General features: G+C 37.7%; 16 protein-coding genes and 1 other annotated feature. Of the genes, 9 read left to right on the top strand and 7 right to left on the bottom strand.

Annotation, left to right across the window (positions count from 1 at the left end):
* Positions 1-85 precede the first annotated feature (85 nt).
* Positions 86-784, top strand: a complete 699-nt coding sequence (locus tag MKX96_RS02155; protein WP_340881639.1) for a DUF421 domain-containing protein — start codon at positions 86-88, stop codon at positions 782-784.
* A gap of 318 nt (positions 785-1102) precedes the next feature.
* Here the strand turns inward: MKX96_RS02155 and nagZ are convergent, their stop codons facing one another.
* Positions 1103-2767, bottom strand: coding sequence for a beta-N-acetylhexosaminidase (gene nagZ / locus MKX96_RS02150; RefSeq protein ID WP_340881637.1), 1665 nt, complete (start codon positions 2765-2767; stop codon positions 1103-1105).
* Positions 2768-3126: 359 nt separating this feature from the next.
* On the bottom strand, positions 3127-3861 hold the full coding sequence (locus MKX96_RS02145) for a YqcI/YcgG family protein (protein WP_340881635.1): 735 nt from the start codon (positions 3859-3861) through the stop codon (positions 3127-3129).
* A gap of 160 nt (positions 3862-4021) precedes the next feature.
* On the opposite strand from MKX96_RS02145, the gene MKX96_RS02140 reads away from it, so the two are divergent.
* Positions 4022-4867, top strand: a complete 846-nt coding sequence (locus MKX96_RS02140) for a dimethylarginine dimethylaminohydrolase family protein (protein ID WP_340885834.1) — start codon at positions 4022-4024, stop codon at positions 4865-4867.
* Positions 4868-4972: 105 nt separating this feature from the next.
* Here MKX96_RS02140 and MKX96_RS02135 read toward each other — a convergent pair whose 3' ends face one another.
* Positions 4973-5482 (bottom strand): cupin domain-containing protein, encoded by a 510-nt coding sequence (locus MKX96_RS02135; protein ID WP_340881633.1) that lies wholly within the window; start codon positions 5480-5482, stop codon positions 4973-4975.
* Entirely contained in the window at positions 5479-6066 is a 588-nt protein-coding gene (locus MKX96_RS02130) for a histidine phosphatase family protein (protein WP_340881632.1), read from the bottom strand. Before MKX96_RS02130 ends, MKX96_RS02135 begins: the two co-directional genes overlap by 4 nt.
* A gap of 146 nt (positions 6067-6212) precedes the next feature.
* Between MKX96_RS02130 and MKX96_RS02125 the strand changes: the two genes are divergently transcribed.
* Positions 6213-6971 carry a MerR family transcriptional regulator gene (locus MKX96_RS02125; protein WP_340881630.1) on the top strand — a complete coding sequence of 253 codons (759 nt, stop codon included), beginning with the start codon at positions 6213-6215 and terminating at the stop codon, positions 6969-6971.
* Between the two features lie 12 nt (positions 6972-6983).
* Here the strand turns inward: MKX96_RS02125 and MKX96_RS02120 are convergent, their stop codons facing one another.
* Positions 6984-7391: an NUDIX hydrolase gene (locus MKX96_RS02120; protein WP_340881629.1), complete on the bottom strand. Its 408-nt coding sequence runs from the start codon at positions 7389-7391 to the stop codon at positions 6984-6986.
* A gap of 299 nt (positions 7392-7690) precedes the next feature.
* Here MKX96_RS02120 and MKX96_RS02115 point away from each other — a divergent pair, with 299 nt between their 5' ends.
* The 5 genes from MKX96_RS02115 to MKX96_RS02095 all read left to right on the top strand — a co-directional run bounded on the left by MKX96_RS02115 (position 7691) and on the right by MKX96_RS02095 (position 11698).
* Positions 7691-8014 (top strand): PadR family transcriptional regulator, encoded by a 324-nt coding sequence (locus MKX96_RS02115; RefSeq protein WP_298474236.1) that lies wholly within the window; start codon positions 7691-7693, stop codon positions 8012-8014.
* Positions 8007-9062, top strand: a complete 1056-nt coding sequence (locus MKX96_RS02110; protein ID WP_340881626.1) for a DUF4097 family beta strand repeat-containing protein — start codon at positions 8007-8009, stop codon at positions 9060-9062. Before MKX96_RS02115 ends, MKX96_RS02110 begins: the two co-directional genes overlap by 8 nt.
* A gap of 59 nt (positions 9063-9121) precedes the next feature.
* Entirely contained in the window at positions 9122-9868 is a 747-nt protein-coding gene (locus MKX96_RS02105) for a ferritin-like domain-containing protein (protein WP_340881624.1), read from the top strand.
* A 157-nt stretch (positions 9869-10025) separates the two neighbouring features.
* The gene (locus MKX96_RS02100) at positions 10026-10592 is read left to right on the top strand and encodes a sigma-70 family RNA polymerase sigma factor (protein ID WP_340881623.1); all 567 of its coding nucleotides are present in this window, start codon (positions 10026-10028) and stop codon (positions 10590-10592) included.
* Entirely contained in the window at positions 10589-11698 is a 1110-nt protein-coding gene (locus MKX96_RS02095; protein WP_340881622.1) for a DUF4179 domain-containing protein, read from the top strand. The genes MKX96_RS02100 and MKX96_RS02095 overlap by 4 nt, the downstream gene beginning before the upstream one ends.
* A gap of 48 nt (positions 11699-11746) precedes the next feature.
* Here MKX96_RS02095 and argS read toward each other — a convergent pair whose 3' ends face one another.
* Positions 11747-13426: an arginine--tRNA ligase gene (argS, locus tag MKX96_RS02090; protein WP_340881621.1), complete on the bottom strand. Its 1680-nt coding sequence runs from the start codon at positions 13424-13426 to the stop codon at positions 11747-11749.
* Positions 13427-13476: 50 nt separating this feature from the next.
* Positions 13477-13695, bottom strand: a binding site (T-box leader).
* Positions 13696-13761: 66 nt separating this feature from the next.
* Entirely contained in the window at positions 13762-14613 is an 852-nt protein-coding gene (locus tag MKX96_RS02085; RefSeq protein ID WP_340881619.1) for a GNAT family N-acetyltransferase, read from the bottom strand.
* Between the two features lie 66 nt (positions 14614-14679).
* On the opposite strand from MKX96_RS02085, the gene aroD reads away from it, so the two are divergent.
* Complete coding sequence (gene aroD / locus MKX96_RS02080; RefSeq protein WP_340881617.1) at positions 14680-15432, top strand: type I 3-dehydroquinate dehydratase; 753 nt, start codon at positions 14680-14682, stop codon at positions 15430-15432.
* Positions 15433-15475: the final 43 nt, after the last annotated feature.

Below are 15475 nucleotides of genomic sequence, written 5' to 3'. Positions count from 1 at the left end.
ATAAAATTCAGCCTAAAATGGATATATAGAAGGAAGTAGGGCAAAATACGTGGAAGTATATTTATTTAAAGGAGTATCGATCACAATGGGTGATATTAACTTTTGGGAAATGATTTGGAGAACTACCATTTCCTTTGCAGTTTTACTATTTTTAGCACGAATAATGGGAAAAAAACAAATTAGCCAACTAACTTTCTTCCATTACGTCACAGGAATAACAATTGGTTCTATAGCAGCGGAACTCGCGTCGCAAAAAGAAACTCCCTTTGTGGACGGAATTATATCGTTAATATGGTGGGCAGTACTTACAATCATAATGACATATTTTTCGCAGCTTTCCCCCAAAATACGTCTGCTATTAGATGATGAACCAACTATTATTATCAAAAATGGTAAAATTTCTTTAAAGTCCTTAAAATCTGCACGCATGAATATGGATGATGTGATGATGTTACTAAGAGAACAATCCATTTTTTCCATAGATGACGTACAGTTCGCGGTATTAGAGACAAATGGAGAGCTTAGTGTTTTTAAAAAGCCTGCTGAACAAGGAGCAACAAAACAAGATGTGAAGGCAGATGTTTCATTACCGACTTATATGCCTACTGAAATTATATCAGATGGTAAAATTGTCCGTAAAAATCTCAAAGAATTAAATTTAGATGAAGATTGGTTAATGAAAAAACTACGTAAGCAAGGAGTTCAATCTATAGAAGAGGTTTATTTTGCCCAACTACAAACAAACGGTTCCCTTTCGATTAACTTGAAACATAACGGACTATAAATTATTATTCCTCATCACTATATGATAGACAAGCTTGGTTAAAGATAATCACATACAGTAATTTGCTTATAAAACTAAAGAAAAAAAGAAAGGGGCTGGGACAAAACCCAACTTAGAAGTTCAAAAGCCCTGAAAATTTTACAAACAGTAAAATTTTCAGGGCTTTTTTGCTACTTCATCATCGTTGTTCGCCGCTTTCGCTACGAACAACTAGTGTTTCCCTCTATATTTAGTAAATATCAATACTATTCCAAGCACCCAACAGTGAGACTAATTATGTCCCAACCTCTTTGTTCCCTTTTAAATAGGAAGCTTTTATTATTTCAAAATATTGTTAGTGAACTCGTTCGTTAAATTATTGATCTCTTCTATATTAATGGAAGAAAGCTGATTGTTGCTTAGTCGGTACTTTTCTTTTAAATGGAGAATACGTTCCACACTCTTATTAATCTGTTCTTCTTTTATCTCTCCATTACGGACAGCATCTAAAATAGCTTGAATTGCTCTTTCTACTTTTTCATAGTCATGAGCGATTAATACAATATCATTGCCAGCCTTTATAGCTTCTACTGATGCCTCTCCTATTTCATGATGATTTAAAATAGCCTTCATTGTCATATCATCCGTCATGATGACTCCTTCATACTGTAAACGTTCACGCAGTATATCTGTAATAATCTTTTTAGAGATAGAAGAAGGCATATCCTCATCTATCTTAGGCAATAGTATATGACCGATCATTACAACATCAGCTCCGCTTTTAATAGCATTTTCAAAGGGAATTAACTCTAACGCTTCAAGTTCCTTTAAATCCTTATTTACTATCGGAAGCTCAACGTGCGAATCAACTTCTGTGTCACCATGACCAGGGAAATGCTTAATAACCGAGATAACATTTTGACTTTGTAAACCCTTCATAGTTGAAATTCCAAACTCACTTACCACTTTAGGATTACTTCCAAAAGAACGATCGCCAATAATAGGATTGTCGGGATTACTATCTACGTCCATTACAGGAGCAAAATCTAGATTAAATCCATATGCATTTAGTTGCCTACCTAATATAACCCCTAATTGTTTTGCTAAATCCAAATTATTCTTTTGACCAATTTGTTTGTTCGTTGGTAAATCATTAAGTTCCGGAATCCTAGTCACCCGTCCCCCTTCTTGATCTACCCCTAAAAAAAGTGGAGGGTCTTCTTCCTGATTCTCAGCCTTCAAGGAATTCAGTAAGGTTACGATTTGGTTTGCATTCACTAAGTTATCTTTAAAAAGGATAACACCACCAACCTTATCCTCCCTAACCATTCTCCTACCTTCCTCCGATAATTCCACTCCATCAATTCCTCCAAAAATCATTTGACCAACTTTTTCTTCTAAGGTCATTCGGTCTACTGGAGAAGTTTTCACTGGGGAGCTTGCCTCTTTTAAATCTGTGTACACTGAAATATGATGTACATTGGGATTAGGAACACTTTCTGTGGGCTTCGGTAAAATCCATTTTAATTGTATATTTGGAGCTACTTCATAAACTAGGATAGTTTCTTCTTTCCCCTCATCCTGATAGCTTCGTATCATGTCTGGCTCACCTGCAACTGAATGGATGTCCTTTAACTGAACTTCCTGTATATATGAGGAATTAGTTCTAACGTCAAAAACAGTTCCTGAATGATGTCCAATCGTTGCGTAACGAGTTAGATAAGTATCATAAATATCATTGGAGAGGTTACTGCTTTCATCAGGTACTCCCCATAGCTCGTACAATTGTTCCGTATCGGTCTCGCCAACGATAAACGGAACATTTATAACCTGCCTTTTTTCTGCTAGCTCAAAAACGAGAGAGACAACTGCCTGCCCTCCTGTTACTGTTTCCTCTTTATTTATAAACTCTTTCGGCTCTTCCTCTTTGTTCGTTGTTAAAACTGCTTCTATTATAGTAAAGAAAAATATTACCACTAAGATTACCGCAATTTTTTTTGTCATATTTAAGGCCTCCGAACACTCGTCTACCTTATTGTATTTCAATTAGTATAGACACTATACCTTTTTTCTCGTTATTATTTATAAATATTTAGAGAATTGTATGCATATCTCCTTTACTGTGCTTCATTTATCAAAAAAAGCGCAAGCGCCTATGTCTGCCCCGACAGGCAAATGGAGAAAAGCGAGGAGGCAGTTCCTCAGCCACCGCAAACGCTCTTGTTTGCGACGAGCTTGCGCAGGAGCAGTTTTTATCCATTTGACCCCGAGGGGCAAGGCGATGAAGCTAGACATCAATTTACCCACAGGTTCAGAATTTTATAATTTCCTAAACAACAAAAAAAATCCCCTAAAGAGGGGACTTAAGCTTGTGATTTATGGTGAAATGGACATTTACCTTGAATCGGCTCAATGTCATCACCTATAAAGGATTGTTTCCATTCATTATGCGTTGGATCTCCGAAGTGACCGATATCTGGATGCTTAGGGAGTTGGTCCCATGCTTCTACACGTTTACGAACTTTCTCACGTGACATAATTCCACCTTTTTCAGTACCTTCTAGACCTTCAAATATTTTACGTGGCTGAAATCCTAGCACCATTGCATTCCCTAGATGACGAGTCTTTCGTTTTTTATAAGCAGGAGCATTTCCGAATACAAAGATTGGTTCACCATTGAATCGGAAATCCCATAAGTAGTGGTCAGGGTCGCGAGGACTATCTTCTGGCCATTCAACCTCATCGACCTCATGTAAATACTGAAGGATATCCCAAAATTGCTTTCTGTAATCATCAATAGAACCCTCTTGCTCAAAAGGCTCAACAAATACAAAGAGACCATGTCTCTTATAGTTTGGTAATTTAAATAAATCTAGAAAATCTGCTACTGCATAAGGTAAGTTACTCCAGTCATCTTGACTAATATAAGCATAGCGGAGCTCGCCTTTCAGTTCGCCACTCATTCCAAAAAAACACGGGAATGTTTTATCAGTTACCGTATTATGAAATGTTTCATATTCCTTATACAGCCAACTCGGCAAGTCTGTTCTAATTTTAAAGTCTTCCTTTGTTAATAACGCTTGTTCCTTCGTAATCATATAATCTCCTCCACTGTCTTGTTCGCACAAATCTTTATGTGTCTTTACCCCTTACTCGATTTCCTGAAACAACAAATAAATTTTACCAATAGGTTATAAAATACTGATTTGGGGAATATAAAGGGTGAATGAATAAACTGGAGGATGAATTATAGTGAAGATGATAGAAGATATAACACAAATAAATTGTCAGAGTGAATATGGCTCACTAAAAAAGGTATTCTTATGTGAACCTCAATATATGGAAATTAAAGAAGTGATTAATGATGTTCAAAAACAATATATAAATGATAATATTGATCGATCTCTTGCCCTGTCCCAACACAAGCAGTTTGAACAAACTTTAAGGGAGGCAGGTATCGAGGTAATTAAACTAAAACCAAGTAAAGAGCATCCTGAACAAGTCTTCACTAGAGATATTGGTTTTACTTTGGGCAAACATCTCTTTATTTCTGAAATGGCGAATCCCATTCGTCAAGGTGAAGAGAAGGTGCTTGCCGAATGGATGAAGGAACATGATATAACATATAAGAAACTCTCCAATCATTCGATTGAAGGTGGCGATGTAATTGTTGACGGAAAACGTGTATTTATAGGGATTAGTCATCGCACAAGTCAGAATGCTATTCAAGATCTCCAAAGTGAATTACCTGAGTTTGAAATTATCCCCATACCTTTTAATCCAAAGTATTTGCACTTAGATTGTGTATTCAATATTCTTTCGGCACAAGATGCATTAATTTATCCAGATGCGCTTGACCAGGAAACCTTCGAGCATTTATCGAGCATGTATCATTTGATTGAAGTAAGTGAACAGGAACAGTTCTCTATGGGGACCAATGTATTGTCTATTGGTCAAAATCGGGTGCTAAGTTTACCAGTAAACCGTGGTGTTAATGACCAAATGAGAAAACACGGATACGAAGTGTTGGAGGTCGACTTCTCTGAAATTATTAAATCAGGTGGGTCATTCAGATGTTGTTCCATGCCCATTGTTCGACAATAAGCAAAAACTCTCTATGGTGACGTTTCGAAGATAAAACAAGCTTAGAAATACGTTTTTAAGCTTGTTTTATATTTCATTTCTCTAATAGTTCATTACGTTTCATAACTAATACGTATTTGGAATATTTTTGTATGCAAGCTTTTGAATGACTGAAGCATGCTCCGGATATTTCTCTAGCAGCTCATCCTGTGTGAATATTTCAAAGTCTTCATATTCAAAGCCCGGTGCAACCATACACCCAACTAAAGAAAAGGCTCCCCCTTCTGCAACCGATGAACCAAAGATGGAATTTCCAGGCACAATTAATTGTGGGACTTCACCATTCATTAAATCTAATCCAAGCTTGTATTCATGGTAACTTCCTTCTTGATCAATTACATGGACAGTTAAAGGATCGCCTCCATGAAAATACCAAAGCTCGTCTGATTTCAAGCGATGTAAATGAGAGATATCTTTTTCCCCAAGTAAAAAGTATATGCTTGTGTATAGCTTTCTATCCAATCCATTTGCACTTATTGTATTGTCAGAGGAAAAGGTTGAACGAAAGTATCCACCCTCTGCATGTGGCTCCAAGCCTAAATGCTCAATATAATAGGAAGCGTCCTTTTCCATCATACCTCCCTCATTTCTAAATGCTTCATGCAGTTAAACAGGTGGCAATGGTTTCTCTCATCTTTTAGCTCAACAATGGTAACTGAGGTATTTCCAATATCATTAGAGAATTCTCCACCTGGTATAAGTGCGTTAAAAACTCTTGCAAGAAAACCACCATGACTAACAACTATTACTTTCTTACCTCGATGCGCTTTTTGTATATCCTCGATAAAGGACATACCTCTAGCGATAATAACCTCTTCCTTTTCGAAGCCCATATCCTGCGCTCTCCAATTTAGACCCCACTTATCTACTCGTTCTTGCTCAGTAGTTCCCTCTACAAGACCTCCTCCAATTTCTCCCAAACGGATATCTATATTAAAATTTATTTCAGGTTGCTTTTTTGCTATAATCTCAGCTGTACGCTTTGCTCTAATTAGTGGACTAGTATACATTACATCCCACTGCTCTTTTCCCATCCGCTCGGCAACTCGCTCTGCCATTAAAATTCCTTCTTCATCTAACGGCACATCCGTTTTACCCTGAGCTCGTCCCTCTTTATTCCAAGCTGTCACACCATGTCTAATAAACGCTATTGTAGTCATTTATAATAACCCCCTTTGTTCAAAGATAAGATAGAAAATACTTTTCGTAAAGTGCGGTCAAAAAGGTTTATGAAAAAAAGTTCTTTTTAAGTCTTGACCTTCACGCGACGTAAACCTTTACACTACATATAACTGGAGGTGAAGTAATGATATATACAATTCAGAAGCTTGGAGAACTTGCTGGAATTAGTACTCGAACTATTCGCTATTACGATGAAATCGATTTATTAAAACCAGCAAGCCTAAGCGAAGCAGGTTATAGAATGTACGGATCAGCGGAGGTAAATCGCCTTCAACAAATATTGTTTTACCGAGAGTTGGGGATAAGCTTGGGACAAATAAAAGAAATCCTCATTTCACCTGGCTTCGACCGTACTGTTGCTTTAAAGGAGCATAAGGAAAAACTAATTCAGAAACGAGCTCAGCTAGATTTGTTAATAAATAATGTGGATAAATCGATTCAAGAATATGAAAGGGGTATTAAAATGACAGACAAAGAAAAATTTGAAGGATTTAAACAAGAGCTTGTGGACAACAATGAGGATATGTATGGTGAGGAAATTCGAAACAATTACGGAAATAATGTTATAGACCAATCCAATGCTATTCTAAAAAACATGACGAAGGAACATTATGAAGATGTTGTAAATTTAGAGCAAGATGTATTAGATAGCTTAAAAGAAGCGATTGCTGCTGGTGACCCAACAAGTAAACTCGGACAAAAGACAGCAGAACTGCATAAACAGTGGATAAGTTTTCATTGGCCAAATTATTCAAAGGAAGTACATGCTGGCCTAGCAGAAATGTACGTGGCAGACGAACGCTTTCAAGCTTATTACGATAAAGTTCAACCTGGTGCGGCGCAATTTTTACGTGACGCTATTGTAGAATACACTAAAAACTAGAAGGCTAGCCTTCTAGTTTTTTAAGAGTTGCTCTATTATGTGGATATCATCCGGATAAGCTAGTGGCAAGTTCTTAATATCGTCCAATGACTTCCAAGCAATCTCATGGATAAATTCATCTGGATCATGAATCGTTAATTCTCCACTAAGAAATTCTACTATAAAATACTCTACATAATACGAGATACCATAATCACTTAATATTCCACTTTTTTTATGTATCATTTCAATTGGGCGAACAGTTAAGCCTGTCTCCTCCCAAAATTCCCGGACACAGCATTCTTCAAAAGTTTCCCCTTCCTCCACCGTCCCTGAAGGAACTGTCCACAGCTTGTCTTCTCCCGGTGCTGCCTGTAAAACCATTAATACTTCATTCTGCTCATTTAAACAAATACCAGCTGCCCCTTGCCATTTAAACATTCTTTCCACTGTCCTTCCTAAGCTATAAAATATTATTCTTTTATTATACCGTACTGCTGGGTATCATTCCTAAATTATAGAAGCGCCTATATCCTTATGGCAAGTGCCCAATGCGTGCTCGTCTCCGCCCATTACCTTGGTGAAAGTGCCCCATTCACTGCTCAGAATCGCCCGTAAACGAACCTAAATGATCCATACCACTTATTATTTTATTCAGTACCTTGCATTGTATAATAGCATATGGTATATTACTACCAACGGTACTGTTTATTGAATAGTAGCGAAGGGAGTGAAGGAAAATGAATATACAATTTAAAAAGGGTGTGCTAAACCTGTGCGTGCTTGTCTTATTGGATAAGCAGGATCGATATGGCTATGAACTTGTACAAAAAATATCAGATCAAATCTCGATTTCTGAGGGCTCAGTTTATCCACTCCTTAGACGATTAACAAAAGAAGGCTACTTCACAACTTATTTACAGGAATCAACGGAAGGTCCTCCACGTAAATATTATAAGCTGACGGATCTCGGTAGAACATATCTTCATGAGCAATTAAAGGAATGGAAAAGCTTTACGGATGGTGTGAATAATCTAATCGAAGAGGGTGTAAAAAATGACTGAGCAACAATTTATTAAGGAATTGGAACTTGCATTACATCAAATGACGACCGATGAGAGAAACGAAATAATCTCAGATATTAGAGAGTACTTTTCAAATGCACGAGAGGATGGAAAAACGGACAGCGACATTTCTACTTCACTTGGTTCTCCAAAGCTTATCGCACAGGAGCTTCTTGAAAATTATGTTCCGGTAAAGTCCCAGCCAAAGGCTTTTACAAGTGATAAGTTAATTGTTATACCGGATTCTAGTTTCAATAATGTGTTAATCGATCTTGATTACGGTTCTCTAAATGTCTTTCCATCAGAGAACGATGAAACAACTATCGAACTAATTGGAGACAATGACAAGCTTTCCTTCGTTGCTGAAGTTATAGATGACACCCTCTCCATTAAGTTAAAATCTAAAAAAATGAGCTTCTTTACTTTTATTTTTCAAGTAAAGGAATTGAAAGTAAACGTTGCTCTACCTAAAAAATTATATTCGACTATTATTATGAAAACAGATGACGGACGTATTCGAGCAGAAAAAATGCTAGGAAAAAATGTTAAAATTTCATCTGACAACGGCTCCATTGCACTTCAAGAAATAGCTTCTACTATGATGGAGGTTTCCACAGATAATGGGCGTATCGAGTTAGACCGAGTCCAGGCTGATAAGTTAACTACTACGACTGACAACGGCAGAATAGAGCTTCGCAATGTAGATACCGAGAAGGTTTATGCAGAGACGGACAATGGCCGAATTACCATGCAATATGTAAATGGGGATATCCTGGGGAAAACGGACAACGGACGTATCGAACTGTTAACAACTAGCATTGATCGCATGATTGACCTTAAAACGGACAACGGAAGTATCATGATTGAAACAGAATCCGACCCTACAGATGTATCTATCTCTGCAAAAGTCGATTGGGGTAAAGTCGATATTTTTGGTGAACGTAATTCTAAAACAGTCTTTGGCGCAGGGACTCATCAAGTCAGGTTAACATCTGACAATGGCAGACTAACTGTAGCTAGACGAGCAACTTCTGGAATTAAATTATAAACACTCTTTCTCCCCTTTTCTCATAGACTAGGTAAGGACTATAACAAAAGGGGAAATGTATGAATAAAACAGAAAATTATAACCAACAGATGTATGCTCAACAGGCTTTCCAACAATCGTTAACATTAATAGCCGGTGCCGTACAAGGAGAAAAAGAAGATCAAGTTTTTTATGATTATTTAATTTCCTTAGCTCCGACGCAAGAGCAAATTGAAATAATCACCTCCATTCGAAACGATGAAGTAAAACATAGGCAATGGTTCAAACAAATGTACAAAGCATTATCTGGTAATGAGGTTGTCATTACCACGGAAGAACAATTTGTCCCTCCAGCCGATTATATAAGCGGTATTAAGAAAGCATTTTTCGGCGAGCTAAAAGCAATGGAAAAATACAGAGTAATACGGGAAGGCCTACCCTATCGTGAATATAGAGATATTGTCTTTGAGATATTAACAGACGAAATGAAGCACGCTCAGCTGTATAATTATATTTTAACGGAGAATATTTCGATGAATACTCCTAAGAAGACAGCAACTGAAAATACTGCATCTACTACCACAAGCAATGGTCCCGAACCAGTTGCCTTTCCAGATCAATGGATTCAATATACGGAATACCTTGTAAATGAAGGTCTAAATGATGTTGAAAGAGGCATTAATACGAAGCACATCCTCCAAGAATTTATACTTATGGGGGTCCTAGTCGGTAAAGGCTATACTCCTGAACAAGCATACGAAACAGTAGAGAACTGGGAGTTATCAGGGGAATCACAAATACTTCAGCAAAGTAAAAATAGTCAATAAGCCATCGCTGCGTGCAAAACGCAGCCTTTTTTTATGTCCATTTTTTTACTTTCTCATGTTACTCTAAAATTAATATTTTATTTTTGAGAAAAATTAAAATCGTAGACGTTATATAGAGTGTAAAAGCTTTTACAACTACCAAAAGGAGCTATTGTAGATGAAATCAACTGAATCTAATTTTATCCACAGGCTGCAATCTGGAAAAGAAGATGCACTCGAATATATTGTGGATAATTACTTACCGCTAATAAAAGGCGTTACCTACAAGGTTCTCTCCCCTTTAAATAATGCTGGAATGATGGATGAATGTATTAATGATATTTTTTTATCCATTTGGGATCACTCCAAGGATTTTAATGGGGACACAACTGATTTTAAAAAATGGATCTGTGTGATCACTAAATTTAAGGCAATTGATTACTACCGAAAAGCAACTCGTAATATGGAGGTTTCCAGTGAGCAGATGGAGCTTCAGCCAGCTGATTCAATAGAAAAACGTTTAATCCTTACAGAAAACCGAAACGAGCTAATGCAATTAATCCATAAACTAGACCCAATTGACCAACAAATCTTCATCATGCGTTTTTTTCTTGGAGAAAGCACAGAGACAATCGCTAAGAAGCTCGGAAAAACAAAAGCCTCTGTCGATAATCGTATATACCGAGGAAAGAAAAGGCTAAATGGACAGGTTACAAAATTTCTTCTAGGAGGTAGCTTTGTATGAAGGACCTTTACAAGCAATTTAATGATATCGAAATAGATGTAGACGAATTTGAAGAGGTAGAAGTAAGCGAGTTTGAGCGAGCGAAGGTAAAAAAAGAATTAATAAATAAAATCAGCACATCTAAACAAAGGAAAGGGAAAAAGTTATTAGCTGCCGCTTCCCTTGCGATTGGACTAAGCATCTCTGCTTTAGTAGGGCTTTCTTTTACAGCCTATGCGGACAATATTACAGTAATCAGTAATATTTATAAATTCTTATATGGAAATACCGGTGACGGAGGAACTTATTATGAGGGTTATGCAGATATTTCTACTCCTATAAATATAACAGCAACAAGCAATGGGATAGACATAACCGTCGCCGATGCCATCTACGATGGGGAATCTATGATTGTTACCTATACAATCGATGCCAATAGAGATCTTGGGAACCCCGTTGTAATTAGAGGGGTACCACACCTTCAAGGCTCTCCGAAAACTGGAAGCCATGCAGCAAGTAAAGTACCAGAGAGCGAAAATAAATATGTAGGTATTATTACTATGAAAATGGACGAAAGGGATGCCACTTTGCCAATAGAGTGGAACATTGATTACTTACGTCCAGGAAGTACCATTGATAATGAACCTATCGAAGGCGATTGGAAGTTCAATTTTACTTTAAGTAAGGCTGATATCGCTATCTATCATTTAGATAAAAAGTTGGAACAAGAAGATATTGCAATTCATCTACAAAAGCTAACAATTTCACCGAATTCATTTCATCTAGTCTTCGAAGAATTTACCTCCGCTAAGTTGTATGAAGGGTGGGATAATATTTCTGTTAATTTAATGGTTCAAGATAATCTAGGTAATCATTATTCTCTTAAAGACCAAAGTGGTGGAGGAGATTATAACTCTGCTAAGCGTAATATTAAATGGGGTGCTATCTACGAGAAGATTAATCCTAAGGCTACCCAACTCATAATTACTCCTAAAGTAGAATTATATGATTATGATTTAGTTGATTATAATGAGGATGGTTCTATAAAAGAGGGAGGTCGCTCTAATGATAGTACAGCCGATCAAAAACAATTTAAGATGGATGACATCATTATTGATTTAAAATAAATATAACAGAGGACTGGTAGTGAGTATCCATAACCAGTCCTCTTTTTTTTACATCTGCTCCGGAGCTTCTATCCCCAGTAAGCTCAACCCTTCCTTTAAAACTATCGCAACCGCATAACAAAGTGTCAGTTTGGATACCTTTGTCTCGTCATCAACGAGGATTTTTGTATGTGCATAATATTTATTAAAGTGGCGAGATAGTGTTAGGCAGTATTTTGCTATAAGCGATGGATCTACCTGTTCAAAGGATTTCTGTATAACCTGTGGAAAACGTTGAAGTGTCATAATCGTTTGCCAAGTCTCTTTTTCTAACCCTTCCAGCCTTACATTGTTAGCATCAAAATAGCCCTTTTGAAGAAGCGAACAAATTCTTGCGTGCGTATACTGGACATACGGGCCAGTTTCCCCTTCGAAGTTAAGCATTTGTTCTAGTGAAAATTCTACATCATTCATACGATGATTTTTTAAATCATGGAAGATGACTGCACCTACCCCAACCGATTTTGCGACCTCTTCTTTATTAGGAAGAGATGGATTTTTCTCCTTAATGCTATTCTTCGCCTCTTCAATCGCCTCTTCCAATACTCCTTTCAATAAAACCACCTTCCCTTTACGAGTCGACATCTTCTTGCCATCCTTCAGCATCATTCCAAACGGTACGTGCTGACAGTCCTTTGCCCACTCATAGCCCATTTTTTGAAGCACACTGAACAGCTGATTAAAATGAAGCGTTTGCTCGTTGCCCACTACATAAAATGACTTTGCAAAATCATATTCTTTTTTGCGATACAAGGCTGCCGCTAAATCTCTCGTTGCATATAGGGTAGTTCCATCCGTTTTCTTAATCAGACATGGTGGCATATCTTCGAGCTCCACTACTAGTGCCCCGTCAGATGCAGTTAGTAAGCCCTTTTCTTCTATCTCTTTAACCACAGGTTCCATTTTATCGTTATAGAATGCTTCACCGTTAAAGGAACTAAATACAATCCCTAATAGTTCATAAATACCTTGAAACTCTTTGAGAGAGGCCTCCTTAAACCAATTCCAAAGCTCTCTAGCCTCCTCATCCCCCTGCTCCAAACTCTTGAAGGCAGCTCTTGCCTCCACATTCAAAGATTCATCTTTTTCGGCCCATTCATGAAACTTTACGTAAATCTTTAATAGCTCTTCTATCGGCGAGGCTTCTATTTTTTCCTTATCTCCCCATAGCTTATAGGCCACGATTAACTTACCGAATTGAGTTCCCCAATCTCCTAAATGGTTAATACGAATAGTCTTGTATCCGTTCTTTTCTGCTATATTGGCAAGCGCATTTCCTATTACCGTAGAACGTAGATGTCCCATAGAAAAGGGCTTAGCAATATTCGGTGAGGAGAAATCTATCGTAATTTTCTCGTTCTTCATTGGCAGCTGGCCGTATTGGGTTTTGGTTTCCATTATTTCCTTAAGTACTTGCTTAGCAACGGTTTGCTGGTTATAGAAGATGTTCACGTAGCCACCTACCGCTTCTACCTTAAAAATAAGAGAGCCTTTTAACTGAGTTGCCAATTCAGTAGCTATTAGCTGCGGGTATTTTTTATATATTTTGGCTAGTGTAAAACAAGGAAATGCTACATCTCCTAATTCTTCGTTCTTTGGCTTTTCAAAAAGCTTCTCTATCTCATCTACTGTTAACAGACCTTTTAAAACAGATTCTACCAAAAAAGCCATTTGCTTCACTAATTCCATATACATTCAGCCTCCACATTTTTTCTTCATATAAAAAGCCCTCGCCTCTATGAAGAGACGAGAGCTTAAATTCCCGTGGTACCACTCTAGTTGTCACACGTTGTGACCGCTTTAACGTTATTAACGAGGACTTCCCCGGTCTTTTCTACTCTTAGTTCAAAAAGCTTCTCCAAAGTGCGTTTCTCCGAAAAGTTTTGCATCAGGCTCTCACCTCCCCTGACTCGCTTGGCATTACTGCATTCGGATACTCTCTTTATCACTGAATTGTCTATTAATTTTTACTAATTTTAGTGGAATGCAATCCTAATGTCAATATACATTTGGTGTATACAACCTTATTTACTTCCTAGCTTCAAATGAACGGAGTCGATTAGCTTCTGATAACCAATTTCTTGGTAGATTTTGTTGGAGGTCGGGTTTAGCATATCCGTATATAGCACGCAGAAGTCATATTGCTTTAATAGCTCCTTGCTGCAGGCTGCCACCATGGTTCTGCCGTATCCTTTTCGTCGTTTCTCTTTTGGAGTAAACACCATAGAAACAGTCACCCCATGCGCGGAAGGTCTCGCCTTCTTCATCATGGACACGATTTCCCCTTCATCCTCCCAAAGAAAAACCTCACGAGCATTTAACATAGCTTCCACTCTTTGAGCTATATCTTCTTTAGCGCTTCTCGGAAGTCCCGTATCTCCTTCAAATTGGCTAAGCCAAGATTCGATTAGTGGAGCGTCTTTGTCATTAGCAAGCCTCCAGGAGCCTGGACTAGCTTCTAACATATCATCCACCTGATCTAATCGGTATAGCCCTTGGTCCATTAACAGGGAGTGGGGTTGACCGGTTTTTTCTTCCCATTTCTCTGCAAAATGCATAGCCCACTCTTTCACACTTATTATGGAGTCAATATGTATACCTCGTTGTATGATTTCTTCTATACCTAAATCAGTTGATGCCTCTATTTTATTTGGATCCACAAAAATAATATTTAGAGGATGTGGTGGAGTCATTTGAAAAAGAGCAATTAACTCTCCATCTTCTTCAATAGTCGCCATTAGCGGGTTTTCATATCCACCTACTCGTATTCTTTCTAGCACCCCTAGAAACAAGCTAAATTTGTCCTCATTTTCCTTTAAAAAAGGTATTGCCTTCTCGTAAAAATTCTCTGCACTTTCATAGATTTGAAATCTCATTTTTCCATCCCCTTTGTAATGTTTTATGTTAATATAACGTAAAACGTTGCATGATGGGAGATATTTATGAAAATTATTTCTATTCGGGATATTCATATTGGAGAAGGACTTCCTAAGGTCATTGTTCCATTAACAGGAAAAGATAAAGACTTCCTTTTAAATGAGCTACCACTAGTTAAAGAAAGCGCTCCAGATATAGTGGAGTGGAGAGTAGATTTGTTGCAAGGAGTGGAAAACATAGAAGTGGTCAAGGATACCCTTTCCTATATACGTAATTTTTTGTATCCGGTTCCTCTTCTATTTACCTTTAGAAGTCATAAGGAGGGCGGTTCTACTGTTATAGAGAGCACCTATTATAAGCAGCTTTTGCGTGAGGTCATCCAAACAAAAGAAATAGATTTAGTGGATATAGAGCTTTTTTCAGAGGATGTAGAGGAAATAGTAGCTTTAGCTAAGGATTTTAAAATTTCTGTGGTAATGTCAAGCCATGATTTTAAAGGGACACCTTCCAAAGAAGTCATAATAGAACGAATGACAACTATGCAAAAGCTAGGGGCAGATATCCCCAAAATAGCTGTGATGCCTAGTAGCCCCGCAGACGTCCTTACCCTTTTGGATGCTACCTACACAATGTATTCTACATATGCAGACCGTCCGATTATTACGATGGCTATGGCTAAGGCAGGTATCGTTAGCCGTATGGCTGGAGAGATTTTTGGTTCAGCTGCTACATTTGGTTCAGTTCTCTCTGCTTCCGCTCCCGGACAAATTAAAGCTGCCGAGTTAAAGAAAGTCTTAAAGCTTCTACATAACGCATAGCTTTATGCGATTTCAAACGGGGCGATGACTCCCGTTTGAAATC

The organism is Psychrobacillus sp. FSL W7-1493 (assembly GCF_038004905.1).
Lineage (GTDB): Bacteria > Bacillota > Bacilli > Bacillales_A > Planococcaceae > Psychrobacillus.
Note: the sequence above shows the minus strand (reverse complement) of the source record. Positions and strands in the feature narration are given on the sequence as shown.

What these genes read in the sequence shown, in the direction of transcription:
- MKX96_RS02120 (WP_340881629.1), bottom strand. Translation starts at nt 7,391, where the DNA reads ATGTTTAAATGGCAAGGGGCAGCTGGTATTTGTTTAAATGAGCAGAAT.
- MKX96_RS02110 (WP_340881626.1), top strand. Translation starts at nt 8,007, where the DNA reads ATGACTGAGCAACAATTTATTAAGGAATTGGAACTTGCATTACATCAA.
- MKX96_RS02095 (WP_340881622.1), top strand. Translation starts at nt 10,589, where the DNA reads ATGAAGGACCTTTACAAGCAATTTAATGATATCGAAATAGATGTAGAC.
- argS (WP_340881621.1), bottom strand. Translation starts at nt 13,426, where the DNA reads ATGGAATTAGTGAAGCAAATGGCTTTTTTGGTAGAATCTGTTTTAAAA.
- MKX96_RS02100 (WP_340881623.1), top strand. Translation starts at nt 10,026, where the DNA reads ATGAAATCAACTGAATCTAATTTTATCCACAGGCTGCAATCTGGAAAA.
- MKX96_RS02135 (WP_340881633.1), bottom strand. Translation starts at nt 5,482, where the DNA reads ATGATGGAAAAGGACGCTTCCTATTATATTGAGCATTTAGGCTTGGAG.
- MKX96_RS02085 (WP_340881619.1), bottom strand. Translation starts at nt 14,613, where the DNA reads ATGAGATTTCAAATCTATGAAAGTGCAGAGAATTTTTACGAGAAGGCA.
- aroD (WP_340881617.1), top strand. Translation starts at nt 14,680, where the DNA reads ATGAAAATTATTTCTATTCGGGATATTCATATTGGAGAAGGACTTCCT.
- MKX96_RS02115 (WP_298474236.1), top strand. Translation starts at nt 7,691, where the DNA reads ATGAATATACAATTTAAAAAGGGTGTGCTAAACCTGTGCGTGCTTGTC.
- MKX96_RS02130 (WP_340881632.1), bottom strand. Translation starts at nt 6,066, where the DNA reads ATGACTACAATAGCGTTTATTAGACATGGTGTGACAGCTTGGAATAAA.
- MKX96_RS02125 (WP_340881630.1), top strand. Translation starts at nt 6,213, where the DNA reads ATGATATATACAATTCAGAAGCTTGGAGAACTTGCTGGAATTAGTACT.
- MKX96_RS02105 (WP_340881624.1), top strand. Translation starts at nt 9,122, where the DNA reads ATGAATAAAACAGAAAATTATAACCAACAGATGTATGCTCAACAGGCT.
- MKX96_RS02155 (WP_340881639.1), top strand. Translation starts at nt 86, where the DNA reads ATGGGTGATATTAACTTTTGGGAAATGATTTGGAGAACTACCATTTCC.
- nagZ (WP_340881637.1), bottom strand. Translation starts at nt 2,767, where the DNA reads ATGACAAAAAAAATTGCGGTAATCTTAGTGGTAATATTTTTCTTTACT.
- MKX96_RS02140 (WP_340885834.1), top strand. Translation starts at nt 4,022, where the DNA reads ATGATAGAAGATATAACACAAATAAATTGTCAGAGTGAATATGGCTCA.
- MKX96_RS02145 (WP_340881635.1), bottom strand. Translation starts at nt 3,861, where the DNA reads ATGATTACGAAGGAACAAGCGTTATTAACAAAGGAAGACTTTAAAATT.